The sequence below is a fragment of the Edaphocola flava genome (assembly GCF_004118155.1).
Classification (GTDB): Bacteria; Bacteroidota; Bacteroidia; order Chitinophagales; family Chitinophagaceae; genus Edaphocola; species Edaphocola flava.
The window spans coordinates 326,561-347,389 of record NZ_SAIQ01000001.1 but is presented as its reverse complement, the minus strand read 5'-3'; the positions used below and the strand labels follow the sequence as shown (position 1 = coordinate 347,389).

Sequence of the window (20,829 nt, the reverse complement as noted above, 5' to 3'; positions counted from 1 at the left end):
ATTATGCTTTAGTCTTATTTCTTAGCCCACAATGCACCTGCTTTTACTGCTTTTTGATGCACCAGACAACTTTCTGTGTGTGCACCGGGCAGGTAGCCGATACTCATCAGAAATTCTCCAACGATCTCGCCACCGGTAAAGCGAAATGTCTTTTTAAACAGCTTTACCCACTCCTCTTTTGTTTTGGGATGATGGTGCTCCAGCCATTTCTCAAAAGAACCGAATTCTTTTTGCAGCTGCTGAATGGTCTTCGCATTTTCAATAGCAGCATTAACTTTAAGGCGGTTGCGGATAATGCCGGCATCGTTGAGCAATCGCTCTCTGTCCGCCTCTGTATAAGCCGCAATGGCAGCGATGTTGAAATTGTTATATGCAGCGCGAAAAGATTCTTCTTTTTTGAGGATCGTTTCCCAGCTCAGACCTGCCTGGTTGATCTCCATGATCAGCCGGCCGAACAGTTCATTATCATCATGAATCGGGAAGCCGTAATGATGGTCATGATAACGTTTGTGCAGGTCTTTTCGGGCCTCGGGTTGCATGGTTTCTATAGCAGCGCAGTAGGACATTTTATATAAATTATGTAATTATTTAAGCGATAATGTTGCAGAACGATCAGGAAGTATAATCCGTATCGTTCATAAAGGAGAAATTATGATCATAAGGCTCCTCTGAAAATATTTTATTGATCCGGGGTTGTATGATCCAGATACCTACCGGGAAGAACCATAGCAGGAAGAACTCACCAGCGAAATCACTGAAGGTTACCGGTCTTTGTGTCTCGACTGCTTTTAATGATTTGGCATTATAATACAGGGTGTATAAGAGGCAGAAAATAGAAAACAGGTGTACCGGTATGATGAGTAACAGGGCAACAGACATGACAACCGGGATACTATTGTCCGGTGATTCAATATCCATAGTTTTCAGGACCAGTGGCATGAATACAAGCAGGATCAGCCCTATATATACAAGTGGTATAAACAGGAACCATTTGAATCGCTTTAACGGCATAGGTACACTTGGAGGAAGGCGCTTGTGCAGGTTTGTGCCAATCGTATATGACCAGCCCAGCTGCATGAACAGGACGATAAGCATCAGGATACTGAAAATGACTATTATATCCGGATTGAATCTTTGCGAGAAGATGACTGAAGGGATAAAACAAGCCTCCAATACCAGGGGCAGGGCAAATGTAATTAAGAAAAACTGCCAGTGCTTGATGCGCAGAAAGAAATTCATGAGATGGCTTTTATAGCTGAATATCAAATATACGGGAATTGCGCGCAAAAGATAACGTCTTAACACAAAAGAAGCGCCGCTATTCAGCGGCGCTTCTTTTGTATTAATTTATGATTCAGATTATTTGTTCATTGTAATCAGGAACTCTTCATTGCTGCGGGTTCCTTTCATGTTCTGCAGTAAGAATTTCATCGCCTCATCTGTATTCATATCGGACAGGTGGTTACGCAATACCCACATTTTACCCAGTGCTTCCTTGCTCATCAGCAGATCGTCACGACGGGTAGAGGATGAGGTAATGTCGATAGCCGGGAAGATACGTTTGTTGGCCAGTTTACGATCCAGTTGCAGCTCCATATTACCGGTACCTTTAAATTCCTCGAAGATGTAATCATCCATACGGGAACCGGTATCGGTCAGGGCTGTAGCCAGGATGGTCAGTGAGCCACCGTTTTCGATCTTACGTGCTGCACCAAAGAATTGTTTTGGTTTCTGCATGGCATTAGCTTCCACACCACCACTCAGTACCTTACCGGATGCCGGAGCCACGGTATTGTGTGCGCGGGCCAGACGGGTAATAGAGTCGAGCAGGATCACTACATCATGACCTACTTCTACCAGGCGCTTGGCCTTCTGTAAAGCAATACCCGATACCTTAACGTGCTTCTCTGCAGGCTCGTCAAAAGTAGAGGCGATCACCTCTGCATTTACGCTGCGCTGCATATCTGTCACCTCTTCCGGACGCTCATCGATCAGTACGATCATCAGGTAACATTCCGGATGATTCGCAGCAATAGCATTTGCAATCTCTTTCAGCAACATGGTTTTACCTGTTTTAGGCTGTGCCACGATCAGGCCACGCTGTCCTTTTCCGATCGGAGTAAACAGGTCCATGATACGTGTGCTCAGGTTGCTTGCACCCATATCCAGGTTTAGTTTTTCGTTCGGGAAGAGTGGGGTAAGGTAATCAAATGGTACACGGTCACGGATCTCTTCCGGAAGGCGACCATTGATGGTAGATACTTTAAGCAATGCAAAATATTTCTCACCTTCTTTTGGTGGACGTACATTACCTTTTACGGTATCGCCGGTTTTCAGGCCAAACAGTTTGATCTGAGAAGGGGAAACATAAATATCATCCGGAGAGCTGAGGTAGTTATAGTCACTGCTGCGCAGAAAACCATAACCGTCAGGCATCATCTCCAGTACACCTTCACTTTCAATCACGCCGTCAAATTCAATATTGAAATTGCTTTGCTCCTGTTGGTTGCGGTGCTGCGGTTGTTGCTGTTTATTGTTATGTTGTTGTTTATTTTTATGTGTGTAACGCTCTGTTTGTGGTTCAGATACAGGATTAGGCTCCTGTAATTCGATTGCTTCGCCAGATTCGGTTACGATAACTTCTTTGGTAGGAATAGTAGGGGCTGCACTGGATTCATTGCTTATAGTAGCAGGGACAGTGGTTTCTTCCGGTGCGTCAAACTCCAGATCAGCAGCTTCGTTGATTGCCTGAATTTCTGTTTTGGTCTTTTTAACCTGTTTCTTCGGTCTGGCTTCTTTTTTTAATTTGTTTTCCAGGACAGGTGCTTCCTCAATTGCTGCAGCTACTTCAGGTGCCGGAGTGCCTTGTTCTTCTCTTTCTTCAGCAGTCTTTTTTTCTATTCTCGGCTTGCGTGCTCTTTTCGGTTTGTCCGGTTCAAGGGCACTTGTTGAAGCCTGTTTGTCAATGATTTTATATATTAATTCCTGCTTCTCTAATTTTTTGAAATTAGTCACTCCAAGTTGTTCCGCTATATCGTTTAGCTCTGGAACAATCATCTCTTGAAGTTGATTGATATCGTATGGCATTGAATAAGTTTGATTAAGTTTAGTGATTCTTTGATAGAATGTACACGTGGGGGGATTTGTGTGAAATTGTTGAAATAAAATTTAGGAAGAGAGACCGGAGCGAATTGAATATTTCGCCCGACTTGTTATGCAAGATTACAAAAAAAATACCGAATAGCAAAAAAATAATAATACGTGTGCCGTGTTGCGACTAGGCACGGGCAGTTGATGTCTGCACCTGCAGAAAGGCACCTGCCATACGTTGAATCGTTTCAGATATAGGGGTAAAATGGAAGTCAGGCATAGCCTGCAACCATTTAGTATTGTCGTAAAAGCACTGAGATTGTGCGGTACGTGCGGTTTCACGGGTAATGCTGGAACGCTTACCGGTAAATATTTTTTTGAGGGCCATCAGCCTCCATAATAAACCGGAAGCTAATTTGCCCGCTTTCCGGTAAGGTGCTTTCTTCCCTAAAGCCTGCGCCATGAGGGTGAAAATTTCACGATAAGAATGATTGCCTTCTGTAAGGATAAAACGCTCCTCCTGTATATCACTATGCATCAGGGAGATCATGGCACGGGCCACATCTTTCACATCTACCCAGCCGTTAACCCCTTCGGTATACCAGGACAGCTCATTATAAGCTGTCTTGATCAATGCCGCAGAACCCTCGTTCCAGTCATGGGTTTCCCCCAGTATAATACCGGGGTTTATGATCACAGCATTCAGGCCTTCTGCCATGCCGCGCCAGACTTCCATTTCGGCATAGTACTTACCTATGGCGTAGGCCGAGTTGGTTGAACTATCCTGCCAGTGTGTTTCTTCATTGACCAGGTTGGTTTGTGCGGCAGCACGACCCAGTGCTGCAATACTGCTGACATGCACCAGTCTTCGAACACCTGCATCCATCGCTTCGTCTACGACATGAGCCGTAGCCATACGGTTATGCTCTACCACGCGGTGCTGGTCTTTTGCCTCGAACGATACGATGGCGGCACAGTGAAATACGGTATCTACTCCTTTCATCACCTCAGCTACGGCATAAGTGTCCAGCAGGTCACACGCACACCATTCTACCAGCGGATGCTCCCATTCCGGACGGCGCTTGTGATACAATGCGCGTATCGGAACAGACAGTCCTGTTAGTTCTGCCAGTAAATGATTGCCCAAAAAGCCGCTTGCGCCGGTAACTAATATCAAGAGTAAATCGTTTAGAGTATTGTATATACTAAAAGGCAGTAAGCCCAAGGGCTTACTGCATCTGTAACATTTTATTGAATTGGGGTAAACTGCTTCAAGAAGCGTACGTCATTCTGAGAATATAAACGTAAATCGTTTACCTGGTACTTGATCTGTGTAATACGCTCTACACCCATACCGAAAGCAAAGCCGGAATATTCTTCAGGGTCAATGCCGAAGTTGCGCAGCAGGTCTGGATGTACCATACCACAACCCAGGATCTCTACCCAGCCGGTATGTTTACACAGGTTACAGCCATCACCGCCACATACGGTACAGCTGATATCCATCTCAGCACTCGGCTCGGTGAATGGGAAGTATGACGGACGGAAACGTACTTTAGTATTGCTGCCGAACATTTCAGTCACGAAGTAATAGAGTACTTGTTTCAGGTCTGCAAAAGACACATTTTTATCAATGTAAAGACCTTCTGTCTGATGGAAGAAACAGTGTGCACGGGCGCTGATCGTTTCATTGCGGTACACTCTTCCCGGGCAGATCACTCTTACCGGAAGGTTACCTTCTTCCAGCACACGGGCTTGTACAGAGGAAGTATGGGTACGTAAGATCCAGTCTGGGTTTTGGGCTACATAGAATGTGTCCTGCATATCCCTTGCCGTATGGTCTGCCGGCATATTCAGCGAGGTGAAGTTATGCCAGTCATCTTCGATTTCCGGTCCTTCCGCTACGGTAAATCCGATTTTGTTAAAGATACTTACAATCTCATTTTCAGTTACCCTCAGCGGGTGACGGGTGCCTACCGGCATATGTGTGCCCGGCAGGGATAAATCTATACCCGCCTGCTTAGCCTGGCCGGAGCCGCCCTGTAAATGCTTGAATTTTTCGTAATGCCCTTCTGCAAACTGTTTGAACGCATTCAATAACTGACCCGCATCCTTTTTATCGGCAGGGGCTACATCTTTCATTGCGCCGAAAACGTCTTTTACCAAACCTTTAGTGCCTAAAAATTTAATACGAAACGCTTCCAGTTCGTCTGCATTACCGGGCTGTATATTGGCAATTTCCTGCTGGAGTGCCTCAACTTTTTGCTTCAAAAATTCCATAAGACTGCAAATATAAATAATTGCCACTGTTTTAGGTAATAGCTAGCCGAATGTATTGAGAATTTTTAATAGCCGTATATTGTTATTATCTTGCGCGGCAATATATCATATATATGCATTTGAATATTTGTCTGAAGAAATGGAGTATCGGTCTGCTGATCCTGTTGTGTACAGCTAACCCGTTACACGCACAGGATTACCGGTTTACGGTAGGGGTACTGTATAACTCTAGCTGGGGTAATGATATGTATGCCCGTAAAATCGGAGATTGGAAAGCTGATAATGGCTCCTCCAATTTAGGGATTGATCTGGGTGTGAAGACTTATCCCTGGTTGAGTACGAAGCAGTTTGTATACCTGGGAGGCCGTTATCTGGTGCAGCATAGCATCCGCTCTGTTACCCCCGAGCCCATTGCTTCATTTAACCAAACGGGAAAAGAAGAGCTGGAGTATGGCTGGGGTACCTGGTCTCTGGTGGCCAGGTATGGGCATAGAGTAGATTGGACTTATTATTTGTCAACCGCATTTACTGCGGGTTTCTCTGTTGGCGTACAAGATGGCTACATGTATAGGATAAGCGGTTCCGGCACTACATCTTCGGTAAGTGTTACCCATAATGCAGAAAACAGCAGACGCTTCTTGCGTTCGGCCACCATTATGCCCGCAGTGGAGCTGGGCATGGAAATTTTTCCATTAGGGCAGGACCAGCGCTTATCTATAAGCTTTATGTACATTCAGAACCTGATCTCCAATACGCCAGCACAGGCTACGGTTATGTATGGAAATAGTGCTGTTGCAGTGAGCCGGGAGTATGGATTCAACAGCCGTGTACGGTACGCTAACTTTGCTGCCGGGTTGCACCTGTATTTTGGCCGGCTCAAAGGCGGGGTGCGGGTCAATAAGAGTAACCGTAATGATTGTAAAACGATATAGTCATATTGTATTATAAAATCAGATCGGGTCAGATGATATCATCTGACCCGATCTGATTTTATACATAATCCGTTTTGCTTAAGCTTCTGCAGCCATTAGCTTTTTCAGGATATCAATGGCACTCTTGGCAATAATCGTACCCGGTCCGAATACAAAACTTACACCGGCAGCAAACAGGAAATCATAGTCCTGCTGCGGAATTACTCCGCCCGCTACCACCATAATGTCTTCACGGCCATATTTCTTCAATTCCTCGATTACCTGCGGTACCAGTGTTTTGTGACCGGCAGCCAGGCTGGATACACCCAGTACATGCACATCATTCTCAACGGCTTGTTTGGCCGCCTCGGCAGGTGTTTGGAATAAAGGTCCGATATCCACATCAAAACCCAGATCGGCAAAGCTGGTCGCAATTACCTTGGCTCCGCGATCGTGACCGTCCTGTCCCATCTTCGCCACCATAATACGGGGACGACGACCCTCCAGGACAGCAAATTCATCGGCCAGTTTACGGGCCTGCTGGAAACTTTCATCCATAGCAATCTCTTTAGAATATACACCGGAAATACTTCTGATTCTTGCCTGGTAACGACCGAATACTTTCTCCAGGGCAAAGGAAATCTCCCCTAAAGTCGCTCTTAAGCGTGCCGCTTCAATAGCCAGTGCCAGCAGGTTACCTTTTCCGGAAGCAGCCGCTTCGGTAAGGGCTTCCAGGGCCGCCTGTACTTTAGTATTATCACGGTTTTCTTTCAGTTCTTTTAAACGCGCCAGCTGCTGGATGCGTACTTTGGTATTATCTACCTCCAGGATTTCAATATCAGACTGCTCATCGGTAGTGTAGTTATTTACCCCTACAATGATATCCAGTCCACCATCAATACGGGCCTGTTTCTTGGCTGCAGCTTCTTCAATACGCATCTTAGGTACACCGGTTTCGATGGCTTTAGCCATACCACCCAGTGCTTCTACCTCTTCGATCAGGGTCCATGCTTTTTCTGCAATCTGCTCGGTCAGGTATTCTATATAATGCGAACCGCCCCAGGGGTCTACCGTGCGGCAGATGTCGGTTTCCTGTTGTAAAATGATCTGTGTATTACGGGCAATACGCGCACTGAAGTCTGTAGGTAAGGCAATCGCCTCATCCAGGGCATTGGTGTGCAGGCTCTGGGTATGTCCCATCGCTGCTGCCAGCGCTTCAATAGCGGTACGGGCCACATTGTTGAACGGGTCCTGTTCGGTAAGGCTCCATCCGCTGGTCTGACAGTGCGTGCGCAAAGCCATACTCTTTTCTTTAAGCGGGTTGAACTGTTTTACGATTTTGGCCCAGAGCATGCGTGCTGCACGCATTTTGGCAATCTCCATAAAGTGGTTCATACCTATCGCCCAGAAGAAGGACAGGCGTGGTGCGAAGTCATCAATTTTCAGACCGGCACTGATACCTGTACGAATATATTCCAGACCATCAGCCAGGGTGTAGGCCAGTTCAATATCGGCTGTAGCACCGGCTTCCTGCATGTGGTAGCCGCTGATGGAAATAGAGTTGAATTTGGGCATATTCTGAGAGGTAAACTCAAATATGTCTGCAATGATCTTCATAGAGTGTTCCGGTGGGTATACATAGGTATTACGCACCATGAACTCTTTCAGGATATCGTTCTGTATGGTACCGCTCAGTTTCTCCATGGCTACGCCCTGTTCTTCGGCCGCAACAATATAGAATGCCAGGATCGGCAGCACCGCACCATTCATGGTCATGGATACACTCATTTCATCCAGCGGAATCTGATCAAACAGGATCTTCATATCCAGGATAGAATCGATGGCCACACCGGCTTTACCCACATCGCCTACCACACGGTCGTGATCACTGTCGTAGCCGCGGTGCGTAGCCAGGTCGAAGGCTACAGAAAGCCCTTTCTGACCTGCAGCAAGGTTTCGGCGATAGAAGGCATTACTTTCTTCCGCAGTACTGAAACCTGCATACTGGCGTATGGTCCATGGTTTCTGCACGTACATGCTGGTATATGGTCCTCTTAAAAACGGAGCAATTCCGGCTGCAAAATGCAGTTGTTTTTTATTCTTTATATCCGATAAGGAGTAATTGTTCTGTACCGGAATGCCCTCGGCCGTTGTAAAGGAGGCTTTAGGGGCAGATGTTACTTTGCCGGCAGGAACAAAGGGAATATCAGAAAAATTTTTACGCATTCTTGTGACTATAGATAATAAATGAATCGGGAACAAAGTTAATTAAAAAAAGAGCTTATCCCATGAAGAATCCGGTTTTGCCTTGTTTGCTGTTCCTTTGCATGGGCGCAATTCCTGTCACCGCACAACGCTACCAGGGTGTGAGTATCCGGAATGGAAAGACAAAGCAGCATAAAGATCCCGCACACTGGACGCATGAAGTACAGGTTGCGGTAAAATTTCCGAGTGCCCGCGGTGTAAGCCATTCTCCCTGGTTTTCAAAGGCCAATCTGGAAGATTTTACTACCTATTTTACGGGTGCTAACTTGGCTTATTATGCCTCACCCGGCAGCAAATATTCCTTTGGCATGGAGCTGTATTATGATGTAAATAAACGGGCTGAAATTGATCAAAATAATAGGCTTCAATCTGTACATAAAGATATGTTGAGTGCTTTACTGCAGGTTCGTTATTATTGGTATAAGCCAGGTGATCCCGGTGATGAAAATTATTGGCTGTATTCTGGTGCCGGGGTTGGTGCATCTACTACTCAAACGATCATCAGGGGTGCCCGTTATGATCCGCTTGCTGAGGATTTTCAGGATTGGAAATATAAAAGCAACTTTCAATATCAGGTTGTTGTGCTGGGCATGATCGGAGGTTTAGCTAATTTTCGCTTTGTAGGAGAATTGGGCTATGGAACCATGTTTGTTGTCAAAGCTGGGGTCAATTACCGTTTTCCCTCGAGGTGACGCGCAGGGCAGTCTGAAATCTACTTGTATCCTATGTTTTATCGTCTTATCTTGCAGTATCAAACCCTGTTATACCGATGTTTATAACCCGATTGACTTTAATTTTTCTATTCTTATGCGGCTCGCTGTCTCTATCAGCACAGCGCTACAGTAAAGTGTCTATACGTAATGCCCGCCAGCCAAGGGAATTGGAGCGGTATCACCAGTTGCATATCGGCATAGGCGTGCCGAACAGTGTAGCAGCCAGGAACGATCTCTGGTATAGCAAACCATTGCCATTGAATGCGGGTAATCCTGTACTGCCACCTATGCAGATCGGATATACCTATGGTGCAAGCAAGCGCCTGCAGTTCCTGTTCCATGGCTCATTTGAACAAATGGCGTATGAGCAGGGTAATGGCGAGATTGACCACCACCGCAGCTTTGCCAGCCTGGCACTTGGGGCTAATTATCGTTGGTTTTTGCGCAATTCAATAGCCTTATACAGTGGTTTTCTTGTAGGCGGAGGAGGCTCTTTTTATCAGGCTTCAGGTCCGGTATCCGGCCAGGAATATGACCGCAGTAATTACTTTTACCCGGTAGCCCAGTTAACCGTATTCGGTGCCAGCTGGGGCAAGCGGTTCGGAGGGTATACCGAAGTAGCTTTAGGGACAAGAGGTATTATCTTCGGAGGTATTTACTACCGTATTTTTGAATAAAGAGTATCCGCTTAAAGGAAACAAAGTCTAGCATTATGCTTAGAAATTCTTTTTATATCTATTGTTACCTTTTGCCTTGATGCAAAAGGTACCGCCAAAAAATCAAGGCTGTATAAATCCCTGGCTAAAAATCAATGTGTCGGTCGGTCGCAAACCAGACTCGCTACGCTCAGACAGTGGTTTCCGACTTTATCGACCGAGCCAATGATTTTCTTGACGCCGGATTTATAAGGCCATTTGAACGATCTGTACTTGTACGGATCGCTTATTGTTTTCATCACAGCGATAGCCATTTTGGAGTGGAGATGCGATCGTTGAGCGCCGAACGCATTACACGTTAAGCTCAGACGATCAATGCACGCAACGGTACAAAATGGCGGTGCTATGCAATCGCCTTGATGAAAACAAAGGCATTTTTGGTCCTTTTGTTGCCGGACAAAAGGATGAAGAAAAAAGGTTACTACATGCGGATAGTCGGTTTGAATAAAATTGATAGGATTCCCAATAATCATCAAAGGCAGAGATTTATCTCTGCCTTTGATGATATATTAATATTGACCGGTACTGAGCAGTACCAGTGTACAGGCTTCCTGTGGTATAATGCCTGCTGCACGAGCCATCTCCTCCAGTTGAGGGTTTTCCGTGCCCGGATTGAACACAATACGTTTAGGATGGAGTGATAAAATATAGTCGTAATAAGATTGCTGATTAGCCGGATTCAGGTAGAGGGTTACGGTATCTATATCCGTAAAATCAGGTCTTTCTTTACTGAAAGGCACATCCAGCACCTGGCCGGTTTCCTTGCCGATGGCTACGACTTCATGCCCGAATTCGCGCAGCATGCGGATGGCTTTGTTGCTATATCTTCCCAGGTTTTCGGAGGCGCCTAAAACCAGTGTTTTCTTCTGTGCCATGAGCTGATCTGTTTTATTTCTACTAAAATACGCATTCTTTTTCGATGGCTCCACTTAAAATTATTGTAAATTCGCAGGCAATTTGACCGATGCATCGTTCTATACACATACTTAGTACAAAAGCCCTGCGTACTGCATCGCAGGACAGGGCTGCACAGGAGGGCATCAGACTGGAGATGCTGCCTTTTATCCGTATTGAGTATAGCGATGTGCCTGAACTCTTTGCTGCGCCAAAGAGTAGTATCACTGCCATCTTTACCAGCGTACATGCAGTAAAGGCTTATATGGGCATGGATGCGGCTACCCGGCCGGAGATAAAGGCGGTATGCTGTATTGCAGGTGCTACGGAACGGGAAGTGCACAGTGTATTGCCACATGTGCCTGTACTGGCCTCGAGGCCTTATGCGGCAGAACTGGTCAGGGATATTGCACAACAGTATAATGCTTCATGGTCTTCCCTGCATTTCTATTGCGGAGACCAGCGTATGCCGACTATACCTGAGGGCTTGGCACAGGCGGGTATTCCTTTTGCAGAGCAGGTGGTATACCATACCATCGCCTGCCCGGAAAAGATTGATACGGTTTATGAGGGAATACTGTTTTTCAGTCCCAGTGCCGTACATAGCTTCTTCAGCCTTAATGCGCTGCCGGAGCAGACAATAGCCTTTGCCATCGGACATACCACAGCGGGGGCACTGCAGCAATATACCAATCGTATAGCCACTGCGCCGCAACCTGACGAAGAAGTATTGGTCGCTTATGCTATTGAATACTGTAAAGAGATAAAAACATAAATTATTTTATATAATCATTAATAAATGAAAAGAGATCAAAACATAAAGAACGACCTGATTATCCGTACCCTGATGGGAGAAGCTGTAGAGCGCACACCGGTATGGATGATGCGTCAGGCCGGACGTTACCTGCCGGAGTATATTGCCCTGCGTAATAAATACTCTTTCTTCGAGCGTTGCCAGAATCCTGAGCTGGCTTGTGAGATTACCTTACAACCGGTAGATATAGTAGGTGTTGATGCCGCTATCCTGTTTTCTGACATCCTGGTGGTGCCACAGGCTATGGGCATGGAGGTGCAGCTGATCGAAAAGCAAGGACCGCTGTTGCCAGACCCGATCAAGACGGCCAAAGACCTGGAACGTGTGCGTGTAGCGGATGTAGATGAGACGCTTTCTTATGTGTTTGATGCGATTAAGCTGATCAAGCAAGAGCTGAATGGTCGTGTGCCACTGATCGGTTTTGCCGGAGCACCATGGACTTTATTGTGCTATATGGTACAGGGCAAGGGCAGCAAGACATTTGATGAGGCTAAAGCATTCTGTTATCAGCAACCGGAACTGGCACATCAGTTATTACAAATGATCACCGATACCACGATCGCGTACCTGAAAGGCCAGGTGGCTGCGGGTGCAGATACCTTACAGATATTTGACAGCTGGGGTGGTCTGCTGAGCAAACAGGATTTTGAAACCTTTTCTTTACAATACATCCGCCAGATCGTTGCAGCACTGAAAGATGAGGTGCCTACGATTGTATTCGCGAAAGGTGCATGGGGTTCTCTGAAAGAAATGGCTGATACCGGAGCGCATGGTCTGGGTATCGACTGGTGCATAGAGCCGCATATGGCCCGCCAGTTTGCAGGTGCAGACATTACCCTGCAAGGCAATTTTGACCCGGCTAAATTATTATCACCGATCCCGGTAATTGAAAAAGAAGTTACTGCGATGCTGAAAGCATTCGGTCCGGGCAGGCATATTGCCAACCTGGGTCATGGTATATTACCAAATGTGCCGGTAGATCATGCTAAGGCATTTGTAGATACGGTTAAGAATTTCAGACACGCATAGCAGATAAATATTTTATATTTGTCTTGTGTTTACAAGAGAAAGACTGATACCTGAAGAAGGTTGGCGTAAAAAAGTATATCGGATAATTTACTACTCGGACACCCCGGCTGGTAAATTATTCGATATTGTTTTATTATGTGCTATCCTGCTGAGTGCTGTGCTCATTATCCTGGAATCACTACCGGGCAATTACAGCCGGCATTTCAATGTATTCTATACCGCTGAGTGGGTACTGACTATATTCTTCACACTGGAGTATATGCTGCGCCTGATGTGTATTAAAAACAACCGTGCCTATGTGCTCAGCCCGCTGGGTGTTATAGACCTGCTGGCGCTGATTCCCTTTTACCTGAGCCTTCTTTTTCCCGGGGCACACTTTCTGCTGCTCATACGGTTATTGCGTTTACTGCGGGTATTCCGCATCTTCCGGCTGATGGAGTATCTTAAAGATGCTTCTTACATTCTCGAAGCCCTGCGCAACAGCTATCGTAAAATCTTTATTTTCCTGTTTTTCATAAGCATCATCTCTGTTATTGTCGGGGCGCTGATGTATGTGGTAGAGCAGGGGGAGAACGGCTTTAAGAGTATACCCGAAAGCATTTACTGGGCAATAGTGACTATTACTACTGTCGGCTACGGAGATATCTCTCCGGTGACCCCGGTGGGTAAGTTTTTTGCCATTGTACTCATGCTCTGCGGCTACAGTATTATAGCGGTACCAACCGGTATTGTAACCCAGGAGCTGCGCAGGAAGCCGCGAGTGGGTAAGCCCTGTAGCCGCTGTGGTAACCGTGATAATGATGGTGATGCCCGTTATTGTAAAATATGCGGAGAAAAAATGGTGGATCAGTCAGCCTCAAACGGATAAGGATCGCTGTAGGCCTTGTTCCTGATGAGGGTAGAGTCAGTCATGGTTTTGAGAAAGGCTACAAGAGCTTTACGGTCACTCTCCCCGAAATAAACCCTGTTGGTCAGCATCATCATATGATCATCCAGGTTGGGAGAACCGCCATTCACTTTGTCAAAATAGAAATTAACTACCTCTTCCAGTGTTTTGAAGCGTCCGTCATGCATATATGGTGCCGTCAGGGCAATATTACGCAGGGTAGGGACCCTCATTTTGCCTACATCTTTAGACAGCTTTGTCGTCTTGGCAATGCCGGAGTCCGGCTTCATATCCAGCCCGTTATTACGGAAAAAGTTATCGGTCAGTAATACATCACTATGGCAGTGATTGCAGGATGCTCCATCGCTGAAGAATAGGTCCAGGCCCCGTTCTTCCTCTTTGGTAAACACACTGGCATCGCCACCGAAGAAGTAGCGGTCAAAGCGGGAATTGAAAGAGACGATACTGCGTTCGAATTGTGCCAGTGCTTTCAGCACCAGGCTGCTGTCGATTTTAGTAGTGCCAAAGGCTTTGTAAAAGCGTTTGGGATAATCTGCATGTGATTGCAGGCGGGGCAGTATGATGGCCCAGCTGCTCGCCATTTCTATAGGATTGGTAATAGGATCATTGGCCTGTGCCTCCAGTGTTTTGGCACGGCCATCCCAGAACAGGAAATTGCTCCAGGCCAGGTTTACCACAGACATGGATTGCTTTACACCCAGGTCGCCGCGCACCCCAAAGCTGAATTGTCTGGGATCGGAAAATGCGTATGCCTGCTGATGGCAGGCCGCACAACTCATAGTACGGTTTTCGCTGAGGATACCATCATAAAAAAGGTAACGACCCAGCTCTACACCCTCCCTGGTCATTGGGTTTTCCTTAGGCATGGGCATAGGTTCGAAGTAGTCCGTTACAAACTCCGGTAATGCCGGTTGAAAGGGCGTGGGTTTGTAAGGAGTAGCTTTCTCTTTCTGCGTTGCACTCAGTAAAATGGTCAGCCCTGTCAGGAACAGGACCGCAATGGTTAATTTATGCCGTTTCATTCCGCCTCAAATTTACTTTTCGATACCTCTACAGCATGTCGTACCGCTTTAATGATCTTACCGTTTTCTAAAGGGGTATAGCCTTGTTTTTTATAAAATCCTTTATGTCTTCTGCCATCGCCTACAACTACGATAGTAGGCATGCCCATGCCACCGTAAAAGGCTACCTCATCTGCTCCATTGATAAAAAGCGCATCGGGGTTGAATTTGTTTTCCTTTACCCATTTCTTCGCCATTTTCTCTGTAGACTCATTTTCGTACACCGTCTGGTAGTACTTGATCTTACCGGGATATTTGGCTTTCAATGAGGCAACCACCTTTTCCAGGCCCTTGCCTGCGGTAATGCAGGGGCGGCAGTCGATCATGAAATACTCATGTATAATTACATAGCCGCTGTCCAGCATATTCCATAACTCTACCTTCTGCTGGTTAAGCACATTTGTATTTACCCAGTTTTTAGTATTGTAAATAGTCGATTCCGGAATGGAAAAGTTATGCGTATGGTCTTCTTCCTTCTGCTCGTAATCCTGCGCCAGTACTGTATTACTGAAGGAAATACCCAACAGGAGTGAAAAAAGGCTTATATATTTTTTCATGATATTACAAAAATAAGACTTTTCGTACGAGATATCAAGCAATGAAAAATAGTGTTGCTTTTTGCCAACGAATTGATTCATAAACCTGTCTACAAAAGAATGGGGTGCATAATCCCGATCGGGTATATATATTAAATATTACGGCAATAAGTCTTTTTTGTGTAATCTCTTTACTATTTTTACGCTTTCGGCGAATTGTATGCCGGATTACTGTCACGTGAAAACCATTGATAACTTAAAAACATAAATTTTGATTATGAACAAAATTTATTCCCTATTATTATGTGCTGTCTTATGTTGTATAGCAGGCATAAATGCATTTGCATCTCACGTTGTGGGAGGAGAACTTACGTATAAGTACATATCTTCTTCCGGAACCAATCACACTTATCAGCTGCAGTTCATCGTGTATGGCGACTGTAGCGGAGCTGCCTACAGCTCATTTGCCTCAACTACAGCAGCAGGTATTAATATCTACAATAATGGTGTACAGCAGGGTGCTACTATCGACCTGCCACGTATCAATTCAGAAAGTGATATCCTGATCTCCCCTGTATGTGCTACCCAGCTGACCAGTACAACCTGTTCTCCTGGTGGAACAATCGTAGGGGTAAAAAAATATACCTTCCGTGGCAATGTTGTCATTGCAGGTACTTCTGCTAACTGGAGATTTGCCTTCAACGGTAACCTGGTAAACGGTTCTTCTGCAGGTAGAACGTCTATCATCGATAATGTGACCAATATCGGTACCATGTATATCGGTGCTACACTGAACAATGTTGGAGGACAGAATAACTCCCCTACATTTACTGCCGACCCTACACCGTTCTTCTGTATTGGTATTGCGAGCTCTTATGGCCTGGGTGCGGTAGAAACAGAAGGTGATGTGCTGACTTACAGCCTGGCACCGGCAATCAATGATCCTTTAGGTAACACTACTGTAACGTATAATGTAACGCCTACCGGTGGAACAGGTCCGTTCACTATTACGAATCCGTTACCTGCTGTACCGGGTACTTTCCTGTTTTCCGGTACTACCGGTCAGCTGGACTTTACGCCTGCAGCGATGACCTCAAGCACCAGCGGTGCTAACATCCGCGAGTGTACGGTTGTAAATAAAGTAACCGAAACCCGCAATGGGGTAGAAGTAGGTACTACTTATCGTGAAATGATGTTCGTATTATTAACGAACTGTAGCAATACAGCTCCGTCTACACCGGTATCCGGTGCACAGAACGGCGACCTGCTGCCAAGCACACCAAGCAGTGTTCAGTTTGAAACCTGTGAGGCACAAACGGCAACATTTGCCTTTGATGTACCGGTAACAGATGCTCAGGGAGATAATGTAACCATTACAGCAACAAACATTCCTGCAGGTGCAGTATTTAATGTAACCAACAATGGTACACCAAACCCTACAGCACACTTCTCCTGGATTCTGAATACCGTAGCTGCGGGTACATACCAGTTCTTTATTACTTATAAAGATGATGGTTGTCCGATTTCCAGCATCAAAACAGTGACTTATACTGTTTATGTACTGCCGTTCAACGGAAACTTCCAGACCGGTTCTCAGCCACCGTGCCGCGACATGATCAATGGTAAGGCCTGGATCACACAGCCGGCATCCGATACGGCTAAGTACAAAATTACCTGGATGGATCCTGCGTTCAATGTACTGCGTGCCGTGAACTTCACAAACCAGGGCGATACCTTCAAAAATATTGCTTCAGGTAACTATGTGGTAGAAGTAGAAAACTATCGTGGTTGTAAACGTAAATTCGATGTGATCGTAGATACGCCTACTTATAAAGCTAAATTTGAAGTAGACAGCATCATCTGTGTGAACACTAACCTGACCTTCAACCCTAACTATCCTAACAATGATTTTGTAAGCTGGAGCTGGGATTTCGGTAACGGTGTTACTTCTAATATGCAGACACCTACTCATCAGTACCCTTACAGCGGTCATTACCTGATCAAAATGGTTGGTGTTACCTCTTTGGGTTGTATTGATTCCTTCAAGCAATGGGTAACAGTAGATTCTGTAATGACACCTGAGTTTGTATTGGATCGTAATACACTTTGTGCCGGTGAGCAAGTTCATGTTACCCCTGATTATGGTCTGAATCCTACTGGTGTATCCTGGGATTTCGGAGATGGAGGTACACTGCAAACCGGAGCGGTTACTGGTATGACTTACGCTTATACTACGCCTGGTACTTATCCTGTAGCAATGACTGTATCTTACAGAAGCTGTCCTGATATTACTTATACTAAGAACATTACGATCAGCGGCTATCCTCTGGTAGATCTGGGTAATGATACTGCATTATGTTACCGTGGTGCACCTATCACACTGGCTAACCAGGTTGTGAATACCGGTGTACTGTATCACTGGAATACTGGAGCAACAACCTCAAGCATCCAGGCAACCGGTCCTGGCGTATACAGCCTGACCGCAACCAACAGCGCAGATTGTTCTACAACTGATAGTGTAACGATCCGTAAAGATTGTTATGTAGATATTCCGAATGCGTTCTCTCCGAACGGAGATGGTGTTAGTGATTACTTCTTCCCGAGAAGCCTGTTATCAAGAGGTGTAAGCAGCTTCGAGATGTCTGTATACAACCGTTGGGGCGAGAAAGTATTCCTGACTCAGAAGATCGATGGTCGTGGCTGGGATGGTCTGTACAGCGGTAAAGTACAACCTGCCGGAGTCTACATCTACGATATCAGTGTCAAGTTTAAAGATGGTACTGAAGAGCGTTATCAGGGTAATGTAACCTTAATCAGATAATGGCAATTTTAATATAAAAAACAAGAGCGCGGGATTTAATATCCCGCGCTCTTGTTTTTTATATACCAACCAAAGGCATTTTAACCTTGTCTTAATAAAAGGGAGAAGTATGATCCGGTTAGATGTTAAAAAAAAATGCCTGATATTATGATTTGCGCAACATTTTTTTTACTTTTACTCATTGCATTCATTGGTTTGTGCTTCACCATGCTTACCAATTCTATCAATATAAATCCATTTTATGAGAAAAGCATACGCTCAATTACTATGCACGATACTATGTCTCTTTGGAGGTATAAATGCATTTGCATCTCACATTGTAGGAGGTGAGATCACCTATAAATTTATTTCTACTACAGGGACCAATCATACCTACCAGGTACAGGTTATCATTTATGGTGATTGTAGCGGTGGCTCTTTCCCGTCCTTTACGGGCTCTACCTCTGCAGGTCTTAATATATACAAAGCTGGTGTACAGCAAGGTGCTGCGGTCAACCTGCCGCGCATTAATGCTGAAAGTGACATCCTGATTTCTCCCGTATGTGCGACTCAGCTAAGCAGTACAACCTGTTCTCCCGGTGGAACGATCGTAGGGGTGAAAAAATTTACTTTCCGTGGTAATATTGTAATTGCCGGTACGTCCAACGACTGGCGCTTTGCGTTTAACGGAGACCTGGTAAGTTCTACTGCGGGTAGAAGTGCCCTGATTCAAAATACTGTAGGTGCAAGTGGTACAACTATGTACATCGGCGCTACACTGAATAATGTAAACGGTCCGAATACGACCCCTACCTTTACATCCGATCCTTCACCGTTTTTCTGTCTGAACATTCCTCAGAGCTATAGCCTGGGTGCGGTAGAAACAGAAGGTGATGGTTTGTCTTACAGCCTTGTTGGTGCCAATACCAATGCTGTTGGTACGACTAATATGACTTATGTAGCTGGTTATACTGCTACGACTCCATTACCTGCAGCGCCGGGTACTTTCCTGTTTTCCGGTACTACCGGTCAGACAGACTTTACGCCTAATGCACTCGTAAATTGTGTGGTTGTAAATAAAGTAACCGAGACCCGCAATGGGGTAGAAGTAGGTAGCTGTTGTCGTGAGATGTTATTCGTAATGTTACAGAACTGTGCGAATACCTCGCCATCTACACCGGTATCCGGTGCACAGAACGGCGACTTGCTGCCAAGCACACCAAGCAGTGTTCAGTTTGAAACCTGTGAGGCACAAACATCAACATTTGCCTTTGATGTACCGGTAACAGATGCTCAGGGAGATAATGTAACCATTACAGCAACAAATATTCCTTCCGGTGCAGTGTTCAATGTAACCAACAATGGTACGCCCAATCCTACAGCACACTTCTCCTGGATTCTGAATACCGTAGCTGCGGGTACATATCAGTTCTTTATTACTTATAAAGATGATGGTTGTCCGCTGTCGAGTATCAAGACGGTGACCTATACTGTTTATGTACTGCCGTTCAACGGAGATTTCCAGACCGGTTCTCAGCCTCCGTGCCGCGACATGATCAATGGTAAAGCCTGGATCACACAATCAGCAACAGATACCGCTAAGTATAAAATTACCTGGATGGATCCTGCGTTCAATGTACTGCGTGCCGTAAACTTCACTGACCAGGGTGATACCTTCAAAAATATTGCTTCAGGTAACTATGTGGTAGAAGTAGAAAACTATCGTGGTTGTAAACGTAAATTCGATGTGATCGTAGATACGCCTACTTATAAAGCTAAATTTGAAGTAGACAGCATCGTCTGTGTGAACACTAACCTGACCTTCAACCCTAACTTCCCTAACAATGATTTTGTAAGCTGGAGCTGGGATTTCGGTAACGGTGTTACCTCTAATATGCAGACACCTACTCATCAGTACCCTTACAGCGGTCATTACCTGATCAAAATGGTTGGTGTTACCTCTTTGGGTTGTATTGATTCTTTCCAGCAATGGGTAACTGTAGATTCTGTAATGACACCTGAGTTTGTACTGGATCGCAATACACTTTGTGCCGGTGAGCAAGTTCATGTTACCCCTGACTATGGTCTGAACCCTACTGGTGTATCATGGGATTTCGGTGATGGCGGTACGCTGCAAACCGGAGCGGTTACTGGTATGACTTATGCTTATACTACGCCTGGTACTTATCCGGTAGCGATGACTGTATCTTACAGAAGCTGTCCAGATATTACTTATACTAAGAACATTACGATCAGCGGCTATCCTCTGGTAGACCTGGGTAATGATACTGCATTATGTTACCGTGGTGCACCTATCACACTGGCTAACCAGGTTGTGAATACGGGTGTACTGTATCACTGGAATACTGGAGCAACAACCTCAAGCATTCAGGCAACCGGTCCTGGCGTATACAGCCTGACCGCAACCAACAGTGCAGATTGTTCGACTACTGATAGTGTAACGATCCGTAAAGATTGTTATGTAGATATTCCGAATGCATTCTCTCCGAACGGAGATGGTGTTAGTGATTACTTCTTCCCAAGAAGCCTGTTATCAAGAGGTGTAAGCAGCTTCGAGATGTCTGTATACAACCGTTGGGGCGAGAAAGTATTCCTGACTCAGAAGATCGACGGCCGTGGCTGGGATGGTCTGTACAGCGGCAAAGTACAACCTGCCGGTGTCTACATCTACGATATCAGTGTCAAGTTTAAAGATGGTACTGAAGAGCGTTATCAGGGTAATGTAACCTTAATCAGATAAAATAGAGTGCCAGATATTGTTGCGCGCCACAGGCGCGCAACAATATCTGGTT

Annotated in this window: 17 protein-coding genes; 8 read left to right on the top strand and 9 right to left on the bottom strand. The window is 45.5% G+C overall.

All coding sequences use genetic code 11. The features are described 5' to 3' along the window. Nucleotides 1-14: 14 nt before the first annotated feature. The 5 genes from EMP01_RS01620 to pheS form a co-directional block, all read right to left on the bottom strand. Nucleotides 15-566: a DNA-3-methyladenine glycosylase I gene (locus EMP01_RS01620; protein WP_129019752.1), complete on the bottom strand. Its 552-nt coding sequence runs from the start codon at nucleotides 564-566 to the stop codon at nucleotides 15-17. 46 nt (nucleotides 567-612) lie between these two features. Continuing rightward, a complete protein-coding gene (locus EMP01_RS01615) occupies nucleotides 613-1,239 on the bottom strand; it encodes a hypothetical protein (RefSeq protein WP_129019751.1) in 627 nt (208 codons plus the stop codon). A 120-nt stretch (nucleotides 1,240-1,359) separates the two neighbouring features. Continuing rightward, on the bottom strand, nucleotides 1,360-3,057 hold the full coding sequence (rho, locus tag EMP01_RS01610) for a transcription termination factor Rho (RefSeq protein WP_237559442.1): 1,698 nt from the start codon (nucleotides 3,055-3,057) through the stop codon (nucleotides 1,360-1,362). A 220-nt stretch (nucleotides 3,058-3,277) separates the two neighbouring features. Then, nucleotides 3,278-4,267 (bottom strand): NAD-dependent epimerase/dehydratase family protein, encoded by a 990-nt coding sequence (locus EMP01_RS01605; RefSeq protein WP_129019749.1) that lies wholly within the window; start codon nucleotides 4,265-4,267, stop codon nucleotides 3,278-3,280. A gap of 71 nt (nucleotides 4,268-4,338) precedes the next feature. Continuing rightward, the gene (pheS, locus tag EMP01_RS01600) at nucleotides 4,339-5,370 is read right to left on the bottom strand and encodes a phenylalanine--tRNA ligase subunit alpha (protein ID WP_129019748.1); all 1,032 of its coding nucleotides are present in this window, start codon (nucleotides 5,368-5,370) and stop codon (nucleotides 4,339-4,341) included. Between the two features lie 113 nt (nucleotides 5,371-5,483). Between pheS and EMP01_RS01595 the strand changes: the two genes are divergently transcribed. Further along, nucleotides 5,484-6,302 (top strand): hypothetical protein, encoded by an 819-nt coding sequence (locus EMP01_RS01595; protein ID WP_129019747.1) that lies wholly within the window; start codon nucleotides 5,484-5,486, stop codon nucleotides 6,300-6,302. A 78-nt stretch (nucleotides 6,303-6,380) separates the two neighbouring features. On the opposite strand, the gene scpA is transcribed toward EMP01_RS01595, so the two are convergent. After that, nucleotides 6,381-8,507 (bottom strand): methylmalonyl-CoA mutase, encoded by a 2,127-nt coding sequence (gene scpA / locus EMP01_RS01590; RefSeq protein WP_129019746.1) that lies wholly within the window; start codon nucleotides 8,505-8,507, stop codon nucleotides 6,381-6,383. 62 nt (nucleotides 8,508-8,569) lie between these two features. On the opposite strand from scpA, the gene EMP01_RS01585 reads away from it, so the two are divergent. Next, the gene (locus tag EMP01_RS01585) at nucleotides 8,570-9,238 is read left to right on the top strand and encodes a hypothetical protein (protein ID WP_129019745.1); all 669 of its coding nucleotides are present in this window, start codon (nucleotides 8,570-8,572) and stop codon (nucleotides 9,236-9,238) included. Between the two features lie 92 nt (nucleotides 9,239-9,330). Then, nucleotides 9,331-9,936 (top strand): hypothetical protein, encoded by a 606-nt coding sequence (locus EMP01_RS01580; RefSeq protein ID WP_129019744.1) that lies wholly within the window; start codon nucleotides 9,331-9,333, stop codon nucleotides 9,934-9,936. Nucleotides 9,937-10,484: 548 nt separating this feature from the next. Here EMP01_RS01580 and EMP01_RS01575 read toward each other — a convergent pair. Then, complete coding sequence (locus EMP01_RS01575; RefSeq protein WP_129019743.1) at nucleotides 10,485-10,850, bottom strand: CoA-binding protein; 366 nt, start codon at nucleotides 10,848-10,850, stop codon at nucleotides 10,485-10,487. An 89-nt stretch (nucleotides 10,851-10,939) separates the two neighbouring features. Between EMP01_RS01575 and EMP01_RS01570 the strand changes: the two genes are divergently transcribed. The 3 genes from EMP01_RS01570 to EMP01_RS01560 are packed head-to-tail and all read left to right on the top strand — an operon-like array spanning nucleotide 10,940 to nucleotide 13,580. Beyond that, a complete protein-coding gene (locus EMP01_RS01570; protein ID WP_129019742.1) occupies nucleotides 10,940-11,644 on the top strand; it encodes a uroporphyrinogen-III synthase in 705 nt (234 codons plus the stop codon). A 24-nt stretch (nucleotides 11,645-11,668) separates the two neighbouring features. Next, nucleotides 11,669-12,712, top strand: coding sequence for a uroporphyrinogen decarboxylase (gene hemE / locus EMP01_RS01565; RefSeq protein WP_129019741.1), 1,044 nt, complete (start codon nucleotides 11,669-11,671; stop codon nucleotides 12,710-12,712). 25 nt (nucleotides 12,713-12,737) lie between these two features. Then, a complete protein-coding gene (locus tag EMP01_RS01560; protein WP_129019740.1) occupies nucleotides 12,738-13,580 on the top strand; it encodes an ion transporter in 843 nt (280 codons plus the stop codon). On the opposite strand, the gene EMP01_RS01555 is transcribed toward EMP01_RS01560, so the two are convergent. Then, nucleotides 13,559-14,641 carry a cytochrome-c peroxidase gene (locus EMP01_RS01555; RefSeq protein ID WP_129019739.1) on the bottom strand — a complete coding sequence of 361 codons (1,083 nt, stop codon included), beginning with the start codon at nucleotides 14,639-14,641 and terminating at the stop codon, nucleotides 13,559-13,561. The two genes, EMP01_RS01560 and EMP01_RS01555, sit on opposite strands and share 22 nt — an antisense overlap. Continuing rightward, nucleotides 14,638-15,237 (bottom strand): hypothetical protein, encoded by a 600-nt coding sequence (locus EMP01_RS01550; RefSeq protein ID WP_129019738.1) that lies wholly within the window; start codon nucleotides 15,235-15,237, stop codon nucleotides 14,638-14,640. Before EMP01_RS01550 ends, EMP01_RS01555 begins: the two co-directional genes overlap by 4 nt. Nucleotides 15,238-15,493: 256 nt before the next feature. On the opposite strand from EMP01_RS01550, the gene EMP01_RS01545 reads away from it, so the two are divergent. Together EMP01_RS01545 and EMP01_RS01540 are read left to right on the top strand one after the other, a co-directional pair. After that, entirely contained in the window at nucleotides 15,494-18,037 is a 2,544-nt protein-coding gene (locus EMP01_RS01545; RefSeq protein WP_129019737.1) for a T9SS type B sorting domain-containing protein, read from the top strand. 241 nt (nucleotides 18,038-18,278) lie between these two features. Then, entirely contained in the window at nucleotides 18,279-20,777 is a 2,499-nt protein-coding gene (locus EMP01_RS01540) for a PKD domain-containing protein (RefSeq protein ID WP_129019736.1), read from the top strand. Nucleotides 20,778-20,829: the final 52 nt, after the last annotated feature.

What these genes read in the sequence shown, in the direction of transcription:
- EMP01_RS01620 (WP_129019752.1), bottom strand. Translation starts at nt 566, where the DNA reads ATGTCCTACTGCGCTGCTATAGAAACCATGCAACCCGAGGCCCGAAAA.
- EMP01_RS01615 (WP_129019751.1), bottom strand. Translation starts at nt 1,239, where the DNA reads ATGAATTTCTTTCTGCGCATCAAGCACTGGCAGTTTTTCTTAATTACA.
- rho (WP_237559442.1), bottom strand. Translation starts at nt 3,057, where the DNA reads ATGATTGTTCCAGAGCTAAACGATATAGCGGAACAACTTGGAGTGACT.
- pheS (WP_129019748.1), bottom strand. Translation starts at nt 5,370, where the DNA reads ATGGAATTTTTGAAGCAAAAAGTTGAGGCACTCCAGCAGGAAATTGCC.
- EMP01_RS01595 (WP_129019747.1), top strand. Translation starts at nt 5,484, where the DNA reads ATGCATTTGAATATTTGTCTGAAGAAATGGAGTATCGGTCTGCTGATC.
- scpA (WP_129019746.1), bottom strand. Translation starts at nt 8,507, where the DNA reads ATGCGTAAAAATTTTTCTGATATTCCCTTTGTTCCTGCCGGCAAAGTA.
- EMP01_RS01585 (WP_129019745.1), top strand. Translation starts at nt 8,570, where the DNA reads ATGAAGAATCCGGTTTTGCCTTGTTTGCTGTTCCTTTGCATGGGCGCA.
- EMP01_RS01575 (WP_129019743.1), bottom strand. Translation starts at nt 10,850, where the DNA reads ATGGCACAGAAGAAAACACTGGTTTTAGGCGCCTCCGAAAACCTGGGA.
- EMP01_RS01570 (WP_129019742.1), top strand. Translation starts at nt 10,940, where the DNA reads ATGCATCGTTCTATACACATACTTAGTACAAAAGCCCTGCGTACTGCA.
- hemE (WP_129019741.1), top strand. Translation starts at nt 11,669, where the DNA reads ATGAAAAGAGATCAAAACATAAAGAACGACCTGATTATCCGTACCCTG.
- EMP01_RS01555 (WP_129019739.1), bottom strand. Translation starts at nt 14,641, where the DNA reads ATGAAACGGCATAAATTAACCATTGCGGTCCTGTTCCTGACAGGGCTG.
- EMP01_RS01550 (WP_129019738.1), bottom strand. Translation starts at nt 15,237, where the DNA reads ATGAAAAAATATATAAGCCTTTTTTCACTCCTGTTGGGTATTTCCTTC.
- EMP01_RS01545 (WP_129019737.1), top strand. Translation starts at nt 15,494, where the DNA reads ATGAACAAAATTTATTCCCTATTATTATGTGCTGTCTTATGTTGTATA.
- EMP01_RS01540 (WP_129019736.1), top strand. Translation starts at nt 18,279, where the DNA reads ATGAGAAAAGCATACGCTCAATTACTATGCACGATACTATGTCTCTTT.